The following is a 21,439-nucleotide window of genomic DNA, read 5'->3' on the forward strand; positions in this document are numbered from 1 at the left end:
TTATTCACCCCTTAAAGCTTGTAATGCTTCTTGTAATGACGCTTCGTCATAAACACAATATGTGTTTACAGAGCGATCGACTTTTTTCACTAAACCTGAAAGTACTTTACCAGGTCCACATTCGATAAATGTTGTTACACCTAACTCTATCATTTTACGAACATCTTGCTCCCATAATACCGGGCTATAAACTTGTTCAATCATTTCATTTTTAATTTCTGAAATCTCTTGTAGCAATTCTGCCTTTACATTACTAATGATTGGAATTTGTGGTTCAGTAATTGTAACTTTTTCAATTTCATTTTGTAATTGAACAGCTGCTTCACGCATTAACTCTGAATGGAACGGCCCACTAACAACTAATGGAATTGCTCTTTTTGCGCCAGCTTCTTTTGCAGCAACAGATGCTTTTTCAACACCTAATTTTGTACCAGAAATAACGATTTGACCTGGGCAGTTTAAGTTTGCTAATTGAACAATATCACCTTCAGCAGATACTTTCTCACAAACTTCTTTTAATGGCTCCGCATCTAATCCTAAAATTGCAGCCATTGCACCTTGACCTGCTGGAACTGCTTCATTCATAAATAAGCCACGTTTATGAACGATTTGAACTGCTTCTTCAAAAGATAATGCTCCAGAAGTTACAAATGCACTATATTCTCCAAGAGAATGACCTGCAGTATAATCTGGACGAATGCCTGCTTCTATTAATTTTGCAGCAATCATCACTCCAGTTGTAAGAAGTGCAGGTTGTGCATTATAAGTTAGTGTTAGTTCTTCTTGAGGACCTTCTAACATTAGTTTTGATAATTCGAAGTCTAAAGCATGATCTGCTTTTTCGTAATATGCTTTACTTGTCGGATCGTTACTTACGAATTCAGCTCCCATTCCAACTGTTTGAGAACCTTGGCCAGGAAAGATAAATGCTATTTTTGACATCTTTTTATACCCCTCTTCTATTCCCCTAGTTGCGAATTACTTTCTGCAATTGTCGTTTTGATGACTGAAGTTACACTATGTTCTGCCATGATCGTTGCTTGACGAATTGCACTATAAATAGCTCTTGCATTAGATGAACCGTGTGCTTTGATGACAGGTGATTGTAAACCAAATAGAGCTGCACCGCCATGTTCTGAATAGTCTAGTTTACCTTTTAATTTTTTTAGTTCATTTTTCATTAATAAGGCACTAATTTTTGTTTTACCAGAAGCCATAAACGCTTCTTTTAACATACTCATCATTGCACTAGCAGTACCCTCGATGGATTTTAGAACCATGTTACCAGTGAAACCATCTGTCACTACTACATCTGCTACGTTATCTAGTAAATCACGTGCTTCAACATTCCCAATAAAGTTAAGATTAGATTGTTGTAATAAACTAAATACGCCTTTTGTTAGCTCATTTCCTTTTTTCTCTTCAGTTCCAATATTTAACAAACCAACACGAGGATTTTCAATTCCGCGCACTTTTTTTGCATAAATATTACCCATAATTGCGTATTGCAATAAATGTTCAGGTTTCGCATCAGCATTGGCTCCTAAATCTAACATTAAGAACCCTTGTCCATCGATTGTTGGTAATGTAGTTGCAAGTGCTGGTCTTGCTACTCCCTCAATTCGACCTACTTTTAAAAGGCCGCCAGCCATTAATGCACCAGTATTCCCTGCTGATAAACATGCATCTGCTTCTCCTGATGAAACAGCTTCTAGCATTCTAGTCATAGATGAATCTTTCTTACGACGAATACTGCGTGCTGGGTCATCTTCACCTTCAATCACTTCTTCACAGTGAACAATTTCAATTCGATTGTGACTTGTTAATAACGGTGATAATTTATCTTTATGACCATAGATTTTCACTTCTAAGTTTGGTAATTCTTCAACTGCGAGTAATACACCCTCTACTACTGATTTAGGTGCGTGATCCCCACCCATTCCATCAATCGCTAGTTTCATCGCTTTCACCTCTACCTTTCGTACGATACATTTCAAATTCACCTTTGAATACAACACTATTGTTTACGGTAGATAAGACATCAATGTATGTACGGTTTTTTTCTATATTTTGTCCACGTACGGTTGCTTTAGTAATGACACGGTCTCCAGCCTTCACGGGTTTAGAGAACAATACACTCGCTCTTACTGTTAATGCTAATTCATCATTAATAACCGCAACAGCTAATGAATTCGCTTGTGCAAATAAATGATGTCCTCGGGCAATGCCATTTCGTTGAAATACATGCTCTTCTTTTACATCTAATATTGAGATGGCTCTTGAATCTAACTCAATATCTATTATTTCACCAATTACTTCATCTAACGGTAATGATTTAACTTCGTTTTCTAAGTTCTTTGCTGCTACATCTTTAATACGCTCACGTAATTCTGGTATGGATAATTCCATTCGATCTAAGCGAATTGTTTGCACACTTACATTGAATTGCGCAGCCAATTGTTCATCTGTTATGAATGGATTTTCTTCAATCGTTTGTAATAAGAGTTGTTGACGTTCTTTTTTTGTACGACGTTTCATTTCGTCATCACCTTATTGTATGTATTAGCACTTGGTACTAACACCAGTATACATTTACAAAAATAAGAACGCAACATTATTTATAGATTGTTACGTTCTTATGGTTGTTTATTATTTTATTTTCACTATATTAATCAATTCTTTCCCCATTTAGTGCACCGGTCTCTTCTAGCATTTCTCTTAAACTTTTGTACTCAGCTTCATTCCAGAATTCATCGGTATTAATGAGGTATGCGGCATCTTGTCTAGCTACTTCTAATGTTCTGTAATCGTGAACTAAATCTGCCATTTTGAAATCAGGAAGCCCACTTTGTTTTTTTCCAAAGAAATCACCAGGTCCTCTTAGCTCTAAATCTTTTTCTGCTAATCGGAAACCATCGTTAATCTCAGTCATTGACATCATACGTTCTGTACCTTCATCCGTTTTTGGATCGGCAAGTAACACACAGTAGGATTGGAACTGTCCACGTCCAACTCGTCCTCGTAATTGGTGAAGCTGAGCTAAACCAAATCGATCTGCATCGTAAATAACCATAAATGAGGCGTTAGGTACATTTACACCTACCTCTACAACGGTCGTTGATACAAGTACATCTGTTTTTCCTTCTGTAAACTCTCTCATGACACGATCTTTCTCATCCGAATGTAGACGTCCGTGCATTAGATCGACATGGTATTTACCTTTAAAAACGGTTGATAACTGTGCGAATACTTCTTCTGCATTCCCGGCATCAATTTTTTCCGATTCTTCAATAAGCGGACAAATGACATATGCTTGTCTTCCTTGACGAAGTTCTAATTCCATCTTCGTAATAACGGAATGTAATTGCTCTTTTTTTAGCCAATGGGTTTCGATTTGTTTTCTACCTGCAGGTAATTCATCAATGATGGATACATCCATTTCACCAAATGCTGTAATTGCTAGGGTTCTTGGAATAGGGGTAGCGGTCATAAAGAGTACATCAGGATTCACTCCTTTATCTCTTAATACTCTACGCTGTTCTACTCCAAAACGATGTTGCTCGTCGGTAATGACAAACCCAAGCTTATGGAAAACTACATCTGGCTGAATTAGTGCATGTGTACCGATTAATAGATCGATCTCACCATTTTGTAGTTGCTCTAAGATGATTTTTCTAGCTTTCGATTTTGTAGAACCAGAGAGTAAGGCTACACGAACACCCATAGGTTCTAATAGTTGAGCTAGCGAAGTTGCATGTTGTTCTGCCAAAATTTCAGTTGGAGCCATTAATGCGCCTTGATATCCTGCTGTTATTGCAGCATATAAGCCAATTGCTGCAACAACAGTTTTCCCGGAACCAACATCACCTTGTAAGAGTCGATTCATCCTGGTTGGTTCTTTTAAATCTTTACATATCTCATTAACAACTCTTTTTTGAGCAGATGTGAGCTCAAAGGGAATAGTCGAAATAAATTCTTTTACTTTTTGTAAATCATATTGAATGCTTATACCATGTTCGTTTTCCTTATGTACTTTACGCAGCGCTTGAATACGTAATTGAAATTGCAAAAGTTCTTCATAAACAAAACGTCTTCTTGCTTGTTTTGAGTGATTTGCGTCAAGCGGAAAATGCACTCCCTCTAGTGCTTGAGTAATCGATGCTAACTTATATTTTATTAGTAAATGAGAGGGAAGAGTCTCCTCGACTTCCCCTCCAAAATGATCTAATGCTAGACGCATTAGTTTACGAAATTTTGTTTGATGTAAGTTACCCTTTAAACTGTAAACTGGTTCAAAATCAGAATTATCGGTTTTAGGACCAAATTTAATGGTTGTAACATTAATAACTTGACGTCCACGATCCCATTTACCAGAAACAGTTACAATTGTTTCTGGTAATAATTTCGTTTTTAAATAATTCTGGTTGAAGAAAACTAGTTTTATGAGATGTCTTCCTACTAACGCTTTTACGGTTATTCGTGATCTATTTTTCCCTAAAAATTGAACGATCGGATCGCTTTCAATTCTTGCTTCAACGGTTACTTTTTCATTATGAGGTGTTTCTGTTAAATCCTTTAAACGAAGGTCTTCATGTCGATAGGGAAAGGTCCATAGTAAATCATGAATCGTTTCAATTCCCATGGAAGCTAATACATCAGCCGTTTCCTTCCCCACACCTTTTAATGTAGTGACTGGCTCTAATTGGATGATACTCAATGTTAAGCCGTTCCTCCAAAGATTCTAGCAGCAATCTCTTTTCCTGTCGGAGTTGCAGCTAAACCACCTCGAGCGGTTTCTTTTAAATTCGGGCTCATTGCCTGACCTATTCTAAACATAGCTCCAATCACTTCATCACAAGGAATTCGACTCGTCACACCTGCTAATGCCATATCAGCAGCAACTAAAGAATTAGCAGCTCCCATAGCGTTACGCTTAATACACGGAACTTCTACTAATCCAGCTACCGGATCACATACAAGACCTAACATATTTTTTAACGTAATAGCAAAGGCTTCAGCTGATTGAGATGGCGTTCCCCCAGCCATTTCAACAATAGCAGCAGCAGCCATAGCACTTGCTGAACCTACTTCTGCTTGGCAGCCACCAGCTGCTCCTGAAATCATTGCATTATTCGCTACTACAAACCCAAATGCTCCAGATGTAAATAAGTAGTTAATCATCTGTTCTCTCGTTGGGTTTAATTTATTTTTCACTGCAAACAGAGTACCTGGCACAACTCCCGCTGATCCAGCAGTTGGTGTAGCACAGATTGTTCCCATTGCAGCGTTCACCTCATTTGTTGCAACCGCTTTACTTACAGCATCTAATAATAAGTCTCCAGATAGGGAATTACCTTTTGCAATATAGTTTTGTAATAAAACCGCATCGCCACCTGTTAAGCCAGTAACAGACTGGACTCCTTTTAAGCCACGTTCAACTGCTTCTTCCATGACTTTTAAATTATTGTCCATTTGGGCAATGATATCTTCTCTAGAACGACCTGTAATCTTCATTTCCTGTTCTATCATAATTTCAGAAATGAGCATATTCCTACTTTCCGCAAGTTCAACTAATTCTTTTACATTACGAAATAAAACATCCATTTAGCTCACTCCTTTTTAATTATTAATCTTAGAAACTTTTGTTATATGTGGAATTAACGAGATTTGATGCAATATTTTTTCATCGATATTTTGATCTACTTCAATAACCATTAATGCAGTTTGCCCGCGCTCGATACGAGAAACTTCCATATGCCCAATGTTCACATGGTGCATTGCTAGTGTATTTGCAACGTTTGCGATACAGCCAGCTCGATCGTCATGAACAACTAATATTGCTGGCATTCCCCCAGTCAATCTTAGCTTAAAGCCATTAACTTCACTTATTTCAATTTTTCCGCCACCAATTGAAATTCCCTCTACAGACATTTCTCCTGTTTCGTCCCCCATAAGAATACGCGCTGTATTTGGATGTTCTTTATTAGCAGTATCAGTAATAAATTCAAATTCAAGATTTGCTTCTTTTGCTAGTTGAAACGATTTTTTAATGCGCTCATCAAAGGTATCAAAATCTAGCAAGCCCCCAACTATTGCTACATCTGTACCATGTCCTCTATACGTCTCAGCAAATGAACCATATAAATAGATTTTTGCCCACTTTGGCTGACGTCCAAATAAATCTCGAGCAACTCGCCCGATTCTTGCAGCTCCAGCAGTGTGTGATGATGATGGACCAATCATAACAGGTCCTATGATGTCAAAAACGGATGTAAACTTCATCCTTCTCCCCCTTATCCAATGTTGCAACATCCATAAATAATTTACCCTTATTGTAACATGAACATCATTGCTTCCCAAAGGGAATAATTTTGGTAATCCTATTACTTTTCTCTGAAATGCTAAAATTTCGTCGTTCATGCATGTTTATGTAGTGTTCGTCTTTTTCGATAAAAAAAGTGCATACAATTGTATGCACTAAAAAATTATTCGATAGAGAATATAAATGGATATAATGCTTGTTTACCTGCAACGATTTCCACTTCTACATCTGGATAATTTTCTTCGATAAATTCCGCAATCTCATTTGCTTGCTCTTCAGTTGCGTCAGTACCATAAAGAATTGTAATGATCTCAGAGTCCTCATCTACTAATTCTGTTATTACTTTTTCTGCAGCTTCAATTAGATTTGGTGTAGAAAGAATGATTTTCCCTTCAGCAAGAGACATATAATCATCTTTACGAATTTCAATACCATCAATTGATGTATCACGGACTGCGTAAGTAACTTGTCCAGTTTTGACATTCGCTAATGCTCTTGTCATGCCAGATTTATTGTCCTCAACAGAAGCTTCTGGGTTGAACGCTAAGATTGCAGCCATACCTTGTGGGATTGTCTTAGTCGGTACAACACATGCTTCGATATCAAGTAATTCAACCGCTTGTTCTGCAGCCATAATAATGTTTTTATTGTTCGGTAAAATAATTACTCGTTCTGCCTCAGTTTCTTTTACAGCTTTAACAATGTCTTCTGTTGAAGGATTCATCGTTTGTCCACCTTCAATAACATAAGACGCACCAATGCTACGTAATAGATTTGCAATACCTTCGCCCATTGCAATTGTTACAACTGCATATGGATGTTTTTCTTTTTTAGCCGGAACAGGTTTTACCTCATTTGTTGGTTGATCATTTACAATGGCAGAGTGTTGCTCACGCATATTATCAACTTTGATTTTAATGAGGCTTCCGTATTTTTGACCTGCACTTAGTACCGCTCCAGGAGTTTCAGAGTGGATATGTACTTTGGCAATTTCATCATCCGAAACAACTAATAAAGAATCACCCATTACATCTAATTCTTGGCGGAATTTTGCTTCATCAAACGGCTCTTTGTTTTTGTCTAAACGCACCATTATTTCTGTGCAATAGCCAAATACAATTTCCTCAGTACTCATGAAATCTTGTACTCGATGATGTTCAGCACTAATTAAATCGTCGATTGAGGTATTGCTTCTTTCTGGAAGCGCTTCACCTTTTAAAGAAGCAAGGAATCCTTCATAAATAAATAGTAGCCCTTGTCCGCCACTATCTACTACACCTACTTCTTTTAACACTGGAAGTAGATCAGGTGTACGATTTAATGATGCTCTACCTTCTTCAACTAAGGCTTCCATCACTTTAATAACGTCCGATTCTTCTTTCGCAACTTCTACAGCTTTTGCAGCAGCTTCACGAGCTACAGTTAAAATCGTTCCTTCAACTGGCTTCATAACTGCTTTATATGCTGTATCTACTCCTGCTTGGAAAGCACCTGCAAACTGAACTGAATCTATCTCATTCATCTTTTCGATATGTTTACCAAACCCACGGAATAATTGAGATAAAATAACTCCCGAGTTACCTCTAGCTCCCATTAGTAAACCTTTCGATAAGCTTTGTGCTGTTTTTCCAATATGTGCATCTGCATTTGAATTCGTTTCTTTTGCACCTGATGACATTGATAAATTCATATTCGTCCCAGTATCTCCATCAGGCACTGGGAATACATTTAACGAATCAACAAAATTGGCATTTTGCGATAAGTGATGCGCACCCATCTGAACCATTTCTGCAAATTTAATGCCGTCTAATGACTTCATTGATTTTAGTCCTCCTCTTACTCAGTTAAAACTTTTACACCATGTACAAAAATATTCACTGATTTTACGCTCATACCTAATGTTTTATTTACCGTGTATTTTACTTTAGATTGAACTTGATAAGCTACTTCTGAAATTTTCGTTCCATAGCTTACGATTATATACATATCGATATGGAGGTCTTCTCCTGTCTGGCGAATGACTACTCCCTTAGCGAAGTTTTCTTTGCGTAATATATCAGTTAAACCATCACGAATTTGATGTTTTGAAGCCATACCGACAACACCATAACATTCAATCGCAGCACCACCCGCAATTTGAGCGATGACATCATTTGAAATATCTATTTGTCCGAAATCGTTTTTTATTTCTAATGACATGCTTTTGCCTCCTTTGCCTCTTTTGGCTATACTATATTGTACTACACAAAAATCCATTATAAAAGAAAACGTTTACTGTTGTACATAGTTTGTACCATTCAAGGAATTTAATTGTGAAAATTATAATGCATTTTCCGATGTTTATCTAATAATCATTATTTTTCTAACTTTCACTACTGTAAAGGTTTTTTTCTTGAAAGTATACGTAAAATTGGTTGCATAGATTGGTGACCTATGTTAAATTATTATGGTATGTGAAATCAAGAACTGAAGAACAAATCTTTCAGATTCATCTGTAAGGAGGGAATTATAGATGCCAAAACAATGTGTTATTACTGGTCGTAAAACTCGTACAGGTAACAACCGTTCACACGCTATGAACGCTAACAAACGTACATGGGGCGCTAACCTACAAAAAGTTCGTATCTTAGTAAACGGCAAACCAAAACGCGTTTGGGTTTCTGCTCGTGCTTTAAAATCAGGTAAAGTTGAACGTGTTTAATCTATTCATTGGAAACCATCGAATTTAGTTTCGGTGGTTTTTATGTTTTATTATGATTATTTTCTAAAAATCTATTATATTCGATCTTTGAACTGAAAAAGGAGTTGTGAAATATTCACAACTCCATCTTACATATGAGAATATTACATCATGTACTTAAAAGTATAAGTGCAGTATCCCTTATTTCTTGTCTTTCTTTTTTCCACCTCTAAACAAATTAATGCATGCACGTGTAAATGTGCTCACAAATTTCGGTAATTGGAAAGTGTAAACTCGCAAAGTCTGCCCTCCTTTGTTAATCAGTACTTCTTATCATTAAACATATGCCTGAAGAAAAGGAGATATAACCTTCTATTGAATTGAGTTCATTACTTGTAAATCTTGAAGTTCCTAATTCAATGGTTTCGTCTGTTGTTTCATATTTGACTCCGCGAAGAGTAACATTTTTCACAATTTGTTCATAAGCAAAAAAAGATAGATATTGGAATCTTTCATCCGGATAAATTGGATGCTTTCCAGGTAGTAAAAACTGAATTTCGTTTTTACAGTTCATTATTTTCATACGAATATGTAATTGAGTTAATTGTACTCGATACAAGGAGCGCAGTGCAGATTCAAAGTGATCTAATCGGCCCCCTGTAACGCCTGTAAGGATGATTTCAGTTGGTTGATAGAGTAATGCTTTTTCCAATGCTAAATCTGTATCTGTTTCATTTTTTTCAGCATTTACTCTATTAATTTTCTGTACTAAATTAGATATTCGTTCCCATTCCTCACTTGTTAATGAATCAAAGTCACCCACTATTTCATCTGGTATTATTCCTTGATCTATTAAATAAATTGAACCTTTATCGGCCCCTATAAAAATTACATTTTCCATATGGCGATATTTTTCAAATGAGGGTAAATCTTGCTTTGGGCCACCAGCACAAACAATTACAGTTGTCATTTTGCTAGTGCCGCCTCACCTGCATCCAAAATTTGTTTCAATGCTTCAGCACGGTTTTCTTTGTTATAAATAGCTGAACCTGCAACAAAAATAGTTGCTCCTGCTTTTGCGCAAGGTACAATCGTTTCAGCGTTTATTCCACCATCGATTTCAATTTCTATATTTAAACCACGTTCTTTGATAATTTTAGATAAGCTTTCGATTTTTGGTACAACTGAATCGATAAATTTTTGCCCTCCAAATCCAGGGTTAACAGTCATAAATAACACAAAATCTATATCCTCTAAAATATATTGAATAGATTCAATTGGCGTATGTGGGTTTAATACGACCCCTGGTTTTACACCAAATGATCTTATTAATTGGATTGTACGATGTAGGTGACGACATGCTTCTACATGTACAGAAATCCAATCTGCACCAGCTTTTGCAAACTGTTCAATATAATTATCAGGATTTTCAATCATTAAGTGAACATCAAGTGGTAGGTTTGTTACTGGACGTAACGCTTCTACGACAATCGGACCCATTGTTATGTTTGGAACAAAGTGACCGTCCATTACGTCAATGTGAACTACAGCAGCACCTGCTTGTTCAACTTCTTTTACTTCATCGCCTAAATTTGCAAAATTAGCTGATAGAATCGATGGTGCAATTTTTATCATGATTAATACCTCGGCTTTCGATCAATAATTTCTTGTAGGAATTCTACATAATGCTCATAACGGTAATTCATTAATTTACCAGTTTCAAGTGCTTCTTTTACTGCACATTTTGGTTCCTTTAAATGAAGGCAACCTCTAAATTTACAATCTTCACTTAAAGTCGCAATTTCAGGGAAACAGTAAGACAGCTCTTCTTTTTCAATATTATCAAAGTCAAAAGAACTAAAGCCTGGAGTGTCTGCTAACAACCCCTCACATACATCAATTAGTTCTACGTGACGTGTCGTATGTTTACCCCTACCTAGACTATGTGAAATCCCACTCGTTTTTAAATTTAAATCGGGAAGTAGTGTATTGAGTAAAGTAGATTTTCCTACACCTGATTGTCCAGCTAATACACTTGTTTTATCACGTAGAATTGGATGTAAAAGCTCTATTAATGACTCATCATTTTTAAAGGTATCGATGACTTCATAGCCAACTTCTCTATAATTTTCAATAAACGGTTTTAATCCAGCTCGTTCATCATCTGAAAGTAAGTCCATTTTAGTTAAACAAATAATAGGTTTTACGTGGTAGGATTCTAATACAACTAAAAATCGATCTAATAATAGTGTACTAAAATCAGGTTCCTTTACTGAAAATACTAAAAGGGCTTGATCGACATTGGAAATTGGTGGTCTTACGAGCTCATTTTTCCGTGGGTATATTTTCATAATATACCCATCGGATTCACCTTCTTTTGTATAGTCAACAATATCTCCTACTAGTGGCGCTTCTCCACGGTTTCGAAAAACTCCTCTACCTCGACATTGCACTAATTCGCCATTATTAAAAACGTAGTAATAGCCGCTTAAAGCTTTTCGAATTTGGCCTTGAGCCATCGAACTCCTCCTTATTCGTCTAGATCGTTATAGTGTATTGTTTCAGCAGCGACAACTTTTGAGTCGACTTCAATTCGGTATGCTGCAGTCTGACCTTCTTCAATTACTAGTTCAGTCGAATATTCTAAGTCTTCATCTTCTTCAGTAATAATAAATTCATCCTCAATATTGATCATGTCACGGTTTTTATCTTCGATATAGATTCGTACATGCTGTTCAGCACCGTATTCAACTGGATCATAAGGAATTACTAAGCTTAATCGATAAATTTTGACTGGTTTCTCTGGTGGTCCTTTTGAAACAACAACTTTAATCGTTCCACCTTTTTCTAACTTTGTACCTGGTTGTGGTTCTTGTGAAACCACACTACCTGCCGGAACTTCTTCTGAATACACTTCTTCTGATATTTCAATATTAAAACCAGAAATTTTCTCGTACTCTTTTAGATTGGACTCATTGTAATTTTTTAAGTTCGCAACTTCTACTTTTTCTTTTCCAATACTTACTGTAAATGTAACCACAGTATCTTTTGCGACTACTTCTTCACCAGCTCCAGGTGATTGTTTTATGATAGTACCCGCTGGTTCATCTGAATAACTTTCTTCTTGTTTAACATCTTTAAATTCCATTTTCTCAATTAGAGATGACACTTGGCTCATTTGTTGGCCAACGTAATCTTTCATCTCCACTTTTTCGTTACCAAGGCTAATAATAATATCAATTTCAGTTCCAGCTTGACGACTATATCCAGCTTCTGGATCTGTACCTATTACTTTACCCTCTTCGATGTTTTCATCGTACTTTTCTCGCTGGTCTCCAATTTTAAAACCAGCTTCTTCTAATATAGAAATAGCTTCAATTGGATCCTTGCCTGAAACATCTGGTATTTCAATTTTATTTGGTGTTAAAAGATTAAATAGTAAAATCGCTAATAATATTAAAACGACTATTGAAGCCCCTATTATTGCAAAAATTGTCCTTTTTCCGACTTTTTTCTTTGTAGGTTCTTCTTTTGGTTGTTTTGGTGGATTTTGCTTTTCAGTTGGACGAGCTATTTTTGTATGAGCCATTTCACTAATCGGTAACGGTTCCTTAATAATCGGCATAGCCTTTGTCGCATCATTATCAAATGGTGGAACAAATTTCGGCTCGTTCATACGATTCGGGTGAAGTACAGTATCTAAATCCGCTTCCATTTCTTCTACCGAATTATATCTATGTGCTGGGTTCTTTGCTGTCGCTTTTAATACAACATTTTCAAGTGCTTGAGGTATAGATGCATCAAACGCTCGAACAGATGGTGTTTCTGATTGTAAATGTTTTAATGCAATCGATACAGCCGACTCACCTGAAAAAGGTAACTCACCTGTTAGTAATTCATATAAAACAATACCTAATGCATAAATATCTGATTTTTTGGTAGCCGTACCACCGCGAGCTTGTTCGGGTGAAAGATAGTGTACCGTACCTAGCACAGAATTGGTTTTCGTGAAACTTGTTGCACTTAATGTTGTGGAAATTCCAAAGTCTGTAATTTTACAATTACCATCTTCATCAATCAAAATATTTTGTGGTTTAATATCACGATGGATAATTTGATTTTCATGAGCATGTGCAATAGCGCTGGTTAGTTGCTTCATGATATGAACACTACGAGCTGGCGATAAAGGCGAAAACTCTTGTATGTATTGCTTCAACGTTTTGCCTTTTATATACTCCATGACAATATAGTGCATATCTCCGTCTTCTCCGACATCATAAATACTCACAATACTTGGATGCATTAGGCTAGTTGCTGAAAGGGCTTCTCGTTGAAATCTGCGTTGGGACTCTTCTTCGTTTACAGCGTCATATCTTAAAACTTTGACCGCTACATCACGATTTAATATCATGTCATGTGCTAAATATACATTAGACATTCCACCGCCACCAACAAGTTGTAATATTTTATAGCGATCATTAATTCTTTTTCCTATTATCATTATCACACCTCCTCATTACTTGTTGATAATAAAACTAGTGAAATATTGTCTTCTCCACCACTATCATTTGCTAATTGAACTAATTTTTTCCCCTTTTCTTCGATTGTCATATTTAAAGCTAAAATAGCTGACATTTCATCGACAGAGAGTTTATTGCTAAGACCATCTGAACAGATAAGTAAGAAGGATCCTTCTTCCAAAGTCACTTCATAAAAATCAGGGTCTATGTTCATCTCTGTTCCAAGAGACTTAATAATCATATTTTTACCTGGATGATTTTCTGCCTCTTCCTCACTAATCTCGCCATTTTCAACTAAAATATTGACATATGAATGATCTCTCGTAATAAGTTCTACATTGTTTTGGGTAAAATAATAAACGCGACTGTCTCCAATGTGACTAATTAAACACTTTTCATGATCGATTAAAGCAGCGATTAATGTTGTTCCCATTCCACTGCATTCTTCATTTACTAAAGAATGATTGTAAATTTTTTCATTTACTTTTTTAACTACTTCTAACATCCATCTTTTCTTTGAATGTTTCGTATCAAAATTTTTCGAAATAGCATTTTTAAATAGGTATTCCATCTCTTTAATCGCCATATCGCTAGCAACATCACCGGCATTATGTCCACCCATGCCGTCAGCTAGAATAGCAAGCTTAAAATGATCGGGGCGTTCTACAAACGCCGCCCGATCTTCATTTACTTTTCTCTTTAACCCAATATCACTTTCAACCGTGTACTTCAAAGAATCACCTCGTCTCCTGAGCTCTCTCTTTCGCTCTAAGTTGGCCACAAGCAGCATCAATGTCTGAACCATGTTCACGACGAATTGTTACATTAATTCCATTCTTCTTTAACGTTTTTTCAAAAGCAAAAATTTGGTTGCGTGGTGTACGTACATAATTACGCTCTGGAACATAGTTTACTGGAATTAAGTTCACATGGCACTTTATTCCTTTTATAAGTTTTGATAATTCTTCTGCATGTTCTACAGAATCATTTTCTCCTCCAAAAAGGCCGTATTCAAAACTTACACGTCTGCCTGTTTTTTCAGTATAGTACTTAATTGCTTCCATTAATTTTTCTAATTTATAAGCTCTTGCAATAGGCATTAACTTCTGACGTAGTTCTTGGTTTGGCGCATGTAATGACAAAGCAAAATTGATTTGCAATTGTTCATCTGCAAACTGATAGATCTTTGGAACAATTCCTGATGTGGAAACTGTGATATGACGAGCACCAATGTTTAAACCTTTTTCATGATTCACTACTTTTAAGAAGTTCATCATGGCATCGTAATTATCAAATGGTTCGCCGATACCCATGATTACAATATGAGAAACACGTTCTCCTACTTCATCTAATTTTTGTTGTACTTTTACTACTTGCTCGACGATCTCACCTGCAAGTAAATGGCGTTTTAATCCACCTAGTGTAGATGCACAGAATGTACAGCCAATTCGGCAACCAACTTGAGTTGTTACACATACCGAATTTCCATAGTCATGTCTCATTAAGACTGTTTCAATAGAATAGCCGTCTTGTAATTGGAAAAGAAACTTAATCGTTCCATCTTTAGATTCTTGGCTAATGATAGTTGAAAGAGTTGTCAATGCAAATGAAGCAGCTAATTTATCACGTAGTGGTTTGGATAAGTTTGACATTTCTTCAAAAGTCTTTACTCGTTTTTCATAAAGCCATTCATAAATTTGTGTAGCACGGAAAGGTTTTTCTCCATTCTCTTGTAACCAATCTTTTAATTCATCAAGTCGTAACGAATAAATTGATTCCTTCAGTTGTGGTTTTTCCTGCTTCTCACGGCGAACCGGTTTGTCTTCTGCTTCTTCAACTAAATCTTGTATTCGTTCGTTAAATTTATTTTCATCCATTATTACTTGGATTCTCCTTTTTTCTTGTCTTGTGCTTTTGTGCCTTCAGTAAGCTGAATTTCAGCCCCATAAAGTTGGGTTAGTTATTAGAGGGCACTGTTGCACTTTTCTTTTGAAATGCTGCGACAAAAAAGCCGTCGCTTCCAAAATCTTGTGGGAAGACTTGTAGCATTCCATTTTTTTGTTTTTCAAGTAATTCATTTGGCAAATGATCGATTGGCACAAGTTCCATTTCTGGATGAGACGTTAAAAACGCCTGAACTGTTCCTTCATTTTCCAAACGATCTACAGTACAAGTACTATAAACTAAACGGCCACCAATTTTTAATACATGTACAGCATTGTCTAGTAATTGTAATTGTATTTTGTGTAAGCTTTCAAAATCTTCCTCGCGTTTTGTATATTTAATATCTGGTTTTCTTCTCGTTACACCTAATCCCGAACATGGTGCATCAACAAGAACTGCATCGTAAGATTCTTTTTGTAACATACTAGCCGCATTTCTGCCGTCTACTGGAGCAGTTTGTATAATTTCAATTCCAAGTCGATTGCTTGTCTCATCGATTAAATCTAATTTGTGTGGATGTAAATCTGTAGCTAAAATCGATCCATTATTTTTCATTATTTCAGCTAAATGAGTTGTTTTACCACCTGGTGCTGCACACATATCTAATACACGAGAGCCTTCTTTTGGATGTAATACGTTTGCAGGCATCATGGAGCTTTCATCTTGTATTGTGATGAACCCATTTTTAAAGCAATCTGTATGGGTAACTTGTCCACTCATTATATGGATACATTCAGGCATTAAATTACTTGCTTTTGCCTGAACTCCTTCTTCTTCTAGCAGTTTCACAACCTCTTGAGCATTAGATTTCAACGAATTCACACGAACAGTTAATGTTGGTGGAACGTTATTTTCTTTCAACATGTTAGTTGTGACTTCAATTCCATACGATTCGATTAATCTGTTAACTAACCATTCTGGATGGCTCGTTTCAATAGACAACTTTTTAATAGGATCTTCAATTTCATCTAGTGAGCGTAAGCCTTGTCTTTGAATAGAACGAAGTACTCCATTCACCATAGAAGCAATTCCTTTATGCCCTCTTTTTTTAGCAATTTCAACAGCCTCATTAACTGCTGCATGCGCTGGAATTCGCGATAAGTAAACTACTTGATAAAGCGAAAGTCGTAGTAGCCATCTTACCCATAAATCTATTTTCGTTCGGACAAAAGGCTCTAAGTAATAGTCGAGCGTATATTTATACTGCAACGTACCGTACGTAATTTCTGTTAGTAATGCTCGATCTTTCGCATCTAGTTTGTATTTTTTTATCGTTTGATTCAATAATAAATTACTGTACGCTTGGTTTTTATCGACTGCTAAAAGAATCGTTAAAGCTGCATCGCGTACATTACCATCCCAAATCTGAACTTTCTTTTTTGATGTCATTCAAATTTGTCCCCAATCTGTAATTTCGAACCTGTTCCACGTAAATATTCTTCGGCTGTCATTCGCTTTTTACCAGCAGGTTGCAAATCAAGAATGGCTAAAGTTTGTCCATCTCCAGTACTAATTTCGAATTGATCTTTATCAATTTTCACAACCGTACCAGGTTCTTTGTTTGACTTAGTAGTCCCTACTTGTGCCCACCAAATTTTCACGTTTTCTCCATTCAACGTTGTGTAAGCAACCGGCCATGGGTGAAGGCCACGTACTTGGTTATATATTGTACGAGCATTATTTGACCAATTAATACGTTCTTGCTCACGTGAAATGTTATGGGCAAAAGTAGCCTCTTCTTCATTTTGTAGAATTCGCTCATTTGTCCCAGCAACAATAGTAGGTAATGTTTCTTTTAATAAGTCTCTACCTACGATACTTAGTTTTTCAAACATTCCACCAGTATGATCTGATTCTTCAATCGCAATTTCTCTTTGCGAAATGATATCACCTGCATCAAGCTTTTCTGCCATATACATAATTGTGATGCCAGTTTTAGTTTGTCCATCTACTATCGCTTGATGTATCGGTGCTCCACCACGATATTTAGGCAATAAAGAGGCATGAACGTTAATGCAACCTAAAGGTGGTGAATCTAATAATTCCTTTGGTAAAATTTGACCGAATGCAGCAGTTACAATAATATCAGGCTGTAACGCAATTATTTCTTTCAACTCTTCTGAATTTCTTAATTTCTCAGGTTGAATGACTGGTAAGCCAAGTCGAAGTGCTTCTTCTTTCACAGGAGGAGGAGTTAATACTTTTTTTCTTCCAACTGGACGATCTGGTTGTGTGACAACAGCTAAGATTTCATATCCTTCCTCATGCAACATCGTTAAAATGGGTACCGAAAATTGAGGTGTTCCCATAAAAACAACTTTAGTCATTACTCTCCCTCCTCTTCCTCTGAATACATAGCTTCTAACTCTTCTTCTGTAACAACTCGAATTATTTTAGAATCAAATAAAACTCCATCTAAATGATCAATTTCATGTAAAACTGCTCGTGCATCAAATCCAACAGCTTCTACTTCATATACTCTTCCTTCTCGGTCACATGCTTCAAATTTCACATAGGTTGGTCTTTCAACTTCACCAAATAGACCTGGGAAACTTAAGCAACCCTCTATGTCGACTTCCTTACCATCCACTTCAATGACAGTAGGATTGATCATCTCTAAAATTGCTCGTTCTTCGCCCATTTCAACAATAGCAACGCGTAATGGGACATTTATTTGAGGAGCTGCGATTCCAACCCCATCGTATTCAACCATCGTGTCATATAAATCATCAAGTAGTGTAATAATATCTTCATTTATTTCTGTCACTTCATCGCATTTTTGCGTTAATATTGCGTTTGGATGTTTGACTACTTCTCTAATTGCCATTCGTTAAATAACCTCTTTTCTAAATCAAATACACCTAGCGAACTTGTGACTGTTGCAAATTCTTCGGAGTTTAAATGAAATTTATATTTGTTAGATGGATGAGGGGTTTAAATCAACAGAAAGCTGAATCCCTTTTTTAATCCAATCCGACCTGTAAATTTTAATAAGTTGAATAAATGTATCAATTAAGTTTGGTTCTACTTTGTATTTTATCAAACATTGATATCTATATCTATTTTGTATACGACTAATACTAGAAGCTGTTGGACCAATGATTGATACATTAAATGATAAGTTTGAACGGAGATAATCTACCGCTTTTCCTGCATATTCACTCGCCATTAATACATCTTCATGAGAGACTTGTATAAGTGCAAGATAATAATAAGGTGGATAACCTGCTTGATGTCTCATCATCATTTCACGTTCATAAAACGGTTCATATAGTTGTACTTTCGAAAGCTCGATTGCGTAATGCTCAGGTGTATAAGATTGTATAATGACCTCACCTGGTAAAGTATGTCGTCCTGCTCGTCCACTTACCTGCGTTAATAATTGGAACGTTTTTTCTGCAGCACGAAAATCAGGTAAATGAAGAGAAGTATCCGCGCTTAATACACCGACAAGGGTAATATTCGGAAAGTCTAAGCCTTTTGCAATCATTTGCGTACCTAGTAAAATATCAGCTTTCCCTTCTCCAAACATTTCTAAAATTTGTTCATGAGAACCTTTCGTTCTTGTAGTATCAACATCCATACGAAGTACTCTAGCTTCGGGGAATAGTTTAGCGATTTCTTCTTCTACCTTTTGTGTTCCAGTTCCAAAATAACGAATATGATCACTTTGACATTCTGGACAAATCGTTGGGACTCGCTGTTCAAAGCCGCAATAATGACATTTTAGTTTTTCATTTGCTCTGTGATAAGTAAGTGAAATGTCACAGTTCTCACATTGAACGACTGTTCCACAATCTCTACACATAACAAATGATGAATAACCTCTACGATTTAAAAACAACACCATTTGTTCTTTTCTCATTAATCTTGTTTGAATTGCTTCAACTAAAACTTCTGAAAACATAGAGCGATTGCCATTTTTTAATTCCTCACGCATATCAACTATTTGAACTTCAGGTAATAAAGAGTGGCTAACTGCACGATTTTTTAACGTGAGTAATGTATATACTTTTTTCTTTGCTCTCGCAAATGATTCTAACGACGGTGTTGCACTACCTAAAATGACTGGACATTGATGGTATTTACTGCGCCAAATAGCAACGTCTCTTGCATGATATCTAGGTGTATCTTCTTGTTTATATGTAGACTCATGTTCTTCATCAATAATGAAAATCCCTACATTTTGAAACGGAGCAAATACAGCAGAACGCGCTCCTACAACTACTTTCACTTTTCCTTCATGGATTTTTCGCCATTCATCGTATTTTTCCCCTACCGATAGACCACTGTGCATGACCGCTACTAGCTCACCAAAACGTGATCGGAATCTTTCAGTCATTTGTGGGGTTAATGAAATCTCAGGTACTAATACAATGGCTTCTTTTCCATCCTTCAAACAATGTTCAATTGCTTGTAAGTAGATTTCTGTTTTACCACTACCTGTAATTCCGTGCAATAAAAAAGTTTCGGAAGCTTTTTGATCCATTGCATTAATAATTTGACTTAAAGCAATTGCTTGCTCTTCCGTTAGATCTAAAAAACCAGTCTTCTTTACGTCTTTTGTAAAAGCATCGCGGTATACTTCTTCGTGAATATATTGTGCTGCTCCAAGCTCAATGACTGCTTGTAATACAGCATCTGAACAATTCACTTCATTTATAATTTCTTTCGGATCAAAAATTTCACCAACGTGATTAGTCATCCATTGTACGAGTAATTTTTGCTTTTTCGCTCGATCGGAAATTTCTTCTAAGACTTTAAGAAGCTCGCTCTTGGATTCGTTTATCTTCACTTTACGAACTTCTCTTATATTTCCTTTTTGCTTCACAACATTCTCAATGATTAATTGCTTTTGTTTAATTGCAATTTTTATTTCATTGAGCAAATTATCCTTTTCAAAAACTTTTAAATTCACCTTTTTCGTTTGATTGAAATAAGGTTGAAGAAGGAATGATAGTTGTTCAACATTTACGAGAAGTGAAACAATTTTTTCGTATTTAGCTCTTAAAGCAGATGGTAACATTGCCTGTAAAACATCAATTTCATAACAAATCGTTTCATGCTTAACCCATTTGGCAAGTTCAAGCATCTCACTTGTTAGTACCGGTTCTATATCAAGAAGTTTTGAAATTGGTTTTAACTTATCGATTGGAATATCTGTTTCGTTTTTTAAAGCTACAACAAAACCGAGTACATCCCTAGGACCAAACGGCACCTTCACACGGCTACCACTTTCAATAAGTGATTGCATATGCTCTGGAATAACATAATCAAATGGCCGATCAACAGGATAAGCTGCTACATCGACAATGATTTCCGCGATTTTGTAATTCATAGTGAAGTCGCTTCTCTTTCGAAATGCTCTAACACTAATTGGGTAATTTTTTCAGGTTCTTCTAATCGACCTTTCCCAACATAGCCACAAGCTAAATATCCTTCAGAAGGTTCAATGAACTTACACCCATCTTCGGCTAGTCGCGCAATATTACGTTTAATTGCTGGATGGTCGTACATATGAACATTCATTGCAGGGGCAATCCATACAGGACTCGTTGTTGCAAAATATGTAGTTGTGATCATATCATCAGCGATTCCATTAGCAAATTTGCCAATAATATTAGCAGTTGCTGGAGCTACGATGACCAAGTCTGCCCAGTCCGCTAAATCGATATGAGCAATTTTACTTGAAACTTTTTCATCAAAAGTATCAAAATAAACATCATTTTTTGACATCACTTGAAAACTAAGAGGTGTAACAAATTTTTGCGCAGATTCAGTCATCATTACTTTAACGGTGATGCCTGCTTGAGTTAGCTTACTAACAAGTGCAACTGCTTTATAAACTGCAATTCCACCCGAAACACAAAGTAAAACATTCCGATTTTGCATACATTTCCACCCTTTCAAATGATAAGCTCCCAAAGAATTTTCTCCGGGAGCTACAACTTTTGCTTATTAAATATTTAGAAA

20 protein-coding genes and 1 pseudogene are annotated in these 21,439 nt (G+C 36.3%); 1 reads left to right on the forward strand and 20 read right to left on the reverse strand.

Annotation, left to right across the window (positions count from 1 at the left end; genetic code table 11):
- From fabD to ACOQFO_RS17380, 8 genes are all read right to left on the reverse strand, one after another.
- Window positions 1–942: an ACP S-malonyltransferase gene (fabD, locus tag ACOQFO_RS17345; protein ID WP_421690934.1), complete on the reverse strand. Its 942-nt coding sequence runs from the start codon at window positions 940–942 to the stop codon at window positions 1–3.
- Between the two features lie 17 nt (window positions 943–959).
- On the reverse strand, window positions 960–1,961 hold the full coding sequence (gene plsX / locus ACOQFO_RS17350) for a phosphate acyltransferase PlsX (protein WP_421690935.1): 1,002 nt from the start codon (window positions 1,959–1,961) through the stop codon (window positions 960–962).
- The gene (gene fapR / locus ACOQFO_RS17355) at window positions 1,945–2,538 is read right to left on the reverse strand and encodes a transcription factor FapR (protein ID WP_421690936.1); all 594 of its coding nucleotides are present in this window, start codon (window positions 2,536–2,538) and stop codon (window positions 1,945–1,947) included. The genes plsX and fapR overlap by 17 nt, the downstream gene beginning before the upstream one ends.
- Window positions 2,539–2,668: 130 nt before the next feature.
- The gene (gene recG, locus ACOQFO_RS17360; RefSeq protein WP_421690937.1) at window positions 2,669–4,717 is read right to left on the reverse strand and encodes an ATP-dependent DNA helicase RecG; all 2,049 of its coding nucleotides are present in this window, start codon (window positions 4,715–4,717) and stop codon (window positions 2,669–2,671) included.
- A 2-nt stretch (window positions 4,718–4,719) separates the two neighbouring features.
- Entirely contained in the window at window positions 4,720–5,604 is an 885-nt protein-coding gene (gene sdaAA, locus ACOQFO_RS17365) for an L-serine ammonia-lyase, iron-sulfur-dependent, subunit alpha (protein ID WP_421690938.1), read from the reverse strand.
- A gap of 15 nt (window positions 5,605–5,619) precedes the next feature.
- Window positions 5,620–6,282, reverse strand: coding sequence for an L-serine ammonia-lyase, iron-sulfur-dependent subunit beta (gene sdaAB, locus ACOQFO_RS17370; protein WP_421690939.1), 663 nt, complete (start codon window positions 6,280–6,282; stop codon window positions 5,620–5,622).
- A 203-nt stretch (window positions 6,283–6,485) separates the two neighbouring features.
- Window positions 6,486–8,141, reverse strand: a complete 1,656-nt coding sequence (locus ACOQFO_RS17375) for a DAK2 domain-containing protein (RefSeq protein ID WP_421690940.1) — start codon at window positions 8,139–8,141, stop codon at window positions 6,486–6,488.
- Window positions 8,142–8,158: 17 nt separating this feature from the next.
- Entirely contained in the window at window positions 8,159–8,521 is a 363-nt protein-coding gene (locus ACOQFO_RS17380; RefSeq protein WP_421690941.1) for an Asp23/Gls24 family envelope stress response protein, read from the reverse strand.
- 313 nt (window positions 8,522–8,834) lie between these two features.
- Here ACOQFO_RS17380 and rpmB point away from each other — a divergent pair, with 313 nt between their 5' ends.
- The gene (gene rpmB, locus ACOQFO_RS17385) at window positions 8,835–9,023 is read left to right on the forward strand and encodes a 50S ribosomal protein L28 (protein ID WP_036171756.1); all 189 of its coding nucleotides are present in this window, start codon (window positions 8,835–8,837) and stop codon (window positions 9,021–9,023) included.
- A 180-nt stretch (window positions 9,024–9,203) separates the two neighbouring features.
- Here rpmB and spoVM read toward each other — a convergent pair whose 3' ends face one another.
- The 12 genes and pseudogenes from spoVM to coaBC all read right to left on the reverse strand — a co-directional run.
- On the reverse strand, window positions 9,204–9,302 hold the full coding sequence (gene spoVM, locus ACOQFO_RS17390; protein WP_421690942.1) for a stage V sporulation protein SpoVM: 99 nt from the start codon (window positions 9,300–9,302) through the stop codon (window positions 9,204–9,206).
- A gap of 16 nt (window positions 9,303–9,318) precedes the next feature.
- Window positions 9,319–9,972 carry a thiamine diphosphokinase gene (locus ACOQFO_RS17395; RefSeq protein ID WP_421690943.1) on the reverse strand — a complete coding sequence of 218 codons (654 nt, stop codon included), beginning with the start codon at window positions 9,970–9,972 and terminating at the stop codon, window positions 9,319–9,321.
- Window positions 9,969–10,637: a ribulose-phosphate 3-epimerase gene (gene rpe / locus ACOQFO_RS17400; protein WP_421690944.1), complete on the reverse strand. Its 669-nt coding sequence runs from the start codon at window positions 10,635–10,637 to the stop codon at window positions 9,969–9,971. Before rpe ends, ACOQFO_RS17395 begins: the two co-directional genes overlap by 4 nt.
- Before the next feature lie 2 nt (window positions 10,638–10,639).
- Window positions 10,640–11,521 carry a ribosome small subunit-dependent GTPase A gene (rsgA, locus tag ACOQFO_RS17405; RefSeq protein WP_421690945.1) on the reverse strand — a complete coding sequence of 294 codons (882 nt, stop codon included), beginning with the start codon at window positions 11,519–11,521 and terminating at the stop codon, window positions 10,640–10,642.
- An 11-nt stretch (window positions 11,522–11,532) separates the two neighbouring features.
- Window positions 11,533–13,503 carry a Stk1 family PASTA domain-containing Ser/Thr kinase gene (pknB, locus tag ACOQFO_RS17410; RefSeq protein WP_421690946.1) on the reverse strand — a complete coding sequence of 657 codons (1,971 nt, stop codon included), beginning with the start codon at window positions 13,501–13,503 and terminating at the stop codon, window positions 11,533–11,535.
- Window positions 13,504–13,505: 2 nt separating this feature from the next.
- Window positions 13,506–14,255: a Stp1/IreP family PP2C-type Ser/Thr phosphatase gene (locus ACOQFO_RS17415; protein WP_421690947.1), complete on the reverse strand. Its 750-nt coding sequence runs from the start codon at window positions 14,253–14,255 to the stop codon at window positions 13,506–13,508.
- Window positions 14,256–14,259: 4 nt separating this feature from the next.
- Window positions 14,260–15,402 (reverse strand): 23S rRNA (adenine(2503)-C(2))-methyltransferase RlmN, encoded by a 1,143-nt coding sequence (gene rlmN, locus ACOQFO_RS17420; protein ID WP_421691085.1) that lies wholly within the window; start codon window positions 15,400–15,402, stop codon window positions 14,260–14,262.
- A 76-nt stretch (window positions 15,403–15,478) separates the two neighbouring features.
- Window positions 15,479–16,855: a 16S rRNA (cytosine(967)-C(5))-methyltransferase RsmB gene (gene rsmB / locus ACOQFO_RS17425; RefSeq protein ID WP_421690948.1), complete on the reverse strand. Its 1,377-nt coding sequence runs from the start codon at window positions 16,853–16,855 to the stop codon at window positions 15,479–15,481.
- Complete coding sequence (gene fmt, locus ACOQFO_RS17430; RefSeq protein ID WP_421690949.1) at window positions 16,852–17,793, reverse strand: methionyl-tRNA formyltransferase; 942 nt, start codon at window positions 17,791–17,793, stop codon at window positions 16,852–16,854. The genes rsmB and fmt overlap by 4 nt, the downstream gene beginning before the upstream one ends.
- Window positions 17,793–18,293, reverse strand: coding sequence for a peptide deformylase (gene def / locus ACOQFO_RS17435; RefSeq protein WP_421690950.1), 501 nt, complete (start codon window positions 18,291–18,293; stop codon window positions 17,793–17,795). Before def ends, fmt begins: the two co-directional genes overlap by 1 nt.
- Window positions 18,294–18,383: 90 nt before the next feature.
- A complete protein-coding gene (priA, locus tag ACOQFO_RS17440) occupies window positions 18,384–20,804 on the reverse strand; it encodes a primosomal protein N' (RefSeq protein ID WP_421690951.1) in 2,421 nt (806 codons plus the stop codon).
- A gap of 5 nt (window positions 20,805–20,809) precedes the next feature.
- Window positions 20,810–21,358: pseudogene (gene coaBC / locus ACOQFO_RS17445) on the reverse strand (bifunctional phosphopantothenoylcysteine decarboxylase/phosphopantothenate--cysteine ligase CoaBC); the annotation flags it as partial.
- Window positions 21,359–21,439 lie beyond the last annotated feature (81 nt).

It is taken from the genome of Ureibacillus sp. MALMAid1270 (genome assembly GCF_049202975.1).
GTDB lineage: Bacteria > Bacillota > Bacilli > Bacillales_A > Planococcaceae > Ureibacillus.

Bases quoted from the DNA above. Each gene is read 5' to 3' on its own strand.
- def (WP_421690950.1), bottom strand. From the start codon at position 18,293: ATGGCAATTAGAGAAGTAGTCAAACATCCAAACGCAATATTAACGCAA.
- ACOQFO_RS17380 (WP_421690941.1), bottom strand. From the start codon at position 8,521: ATGTCATTAGAAATAAAAAACGATTTCGGACAAATAGATATTTCAAAT.
- fmt (WP_421690949.1), bottom strand. From the start codon at position 17,793: ATGACTAAAGTTGTTTTTATGGGAACACCTCAATTTTCGGTACCCATT.
- fapR (WP_421690936.1), bottom strand. From the start codon at position 2,538: ATGAAACGTCGTACAAAAAAAGAACGTCAACAACTCTTATTACAAACG.
- pknB (WP_421690946.1), bottom strand. From the start codon at position 13,503: ATGATAATAGGAAAAAGAATTAATGATCGCTATAAAATATTACAACTT.
- sdaAB (WP_421690939.1), bottom strand. From the start codon at position 6,282: ATGAAGTTTACATCCGTTTTTGACATCATAGGACCTGTTATGATTGGT.
- rpe (WP_421690944.1), bottom strand. From the start codon at position 10,637: ATGATAAAAATTGCACCATCGATTCTATCAGCTAATTTTGCAAATTTA.
- rpmB (WP_036171756.1), top strand. From the start codon at position 8,835: ATGCCAAAACAATGTGTTATTACTGGTCGTAAAACTCGTACAGGTAAC.
- priA (WP_421690951.1), bottom strand. From the start codon at position 20,804: ATGAATTACAAAATCGCGGAAATCATTGTCGATGTAGCAGCTTATCCT.
- ACOQFO_RS17375 (WP_421690940.1), bottom strand. From the start codon at position 8,141: ATGAAGTCATTAGACGGCATTAAATTTGCAGAAATGGTTCAGATGGGT.
- fabD (WP_421690934.1), bottom strand. From the start codon at position 942: ATGTCAAAAATAGCATTTATCTTTCCTGGCCAAGGTTCTCAAACAGTT.
- plsX (WP_421690935.1), bottom strand. From the start codon at position 1,961: ATGAAACTAGCGATTGATGGAATGGGTGGGGATCACGCACCTAAATCA.
- ACOQFO_RS17395 (WP_421690943.1), bottom strand. From the start codon at position 9,972: ATGACAACTGTAATTGTTTGTGCTGGTGGCCCAAAGCAAGATTTACCC.
- sdaAA (WP_421690938.1), bottom strand. From the start codon at position 5,604: ATGGATGTTTTATTTCGTAATGTAAAAGAATTAGTTGAACTTGCGGAA.
- rsmB (WP_421690948.1), bottom strand. From the start codon at position 16,855: ATGACATCAAAAAAGAAAGTTCAGATTTGGGATGGTAATGTACGCGAT.
- rsgA (WP_421690945.1), bottom strand. From the start codon at position 11,521: ATGGCTCAAGGCCAAATTCGAAAAGCTTTAAGCGGCTATTACTACGTT.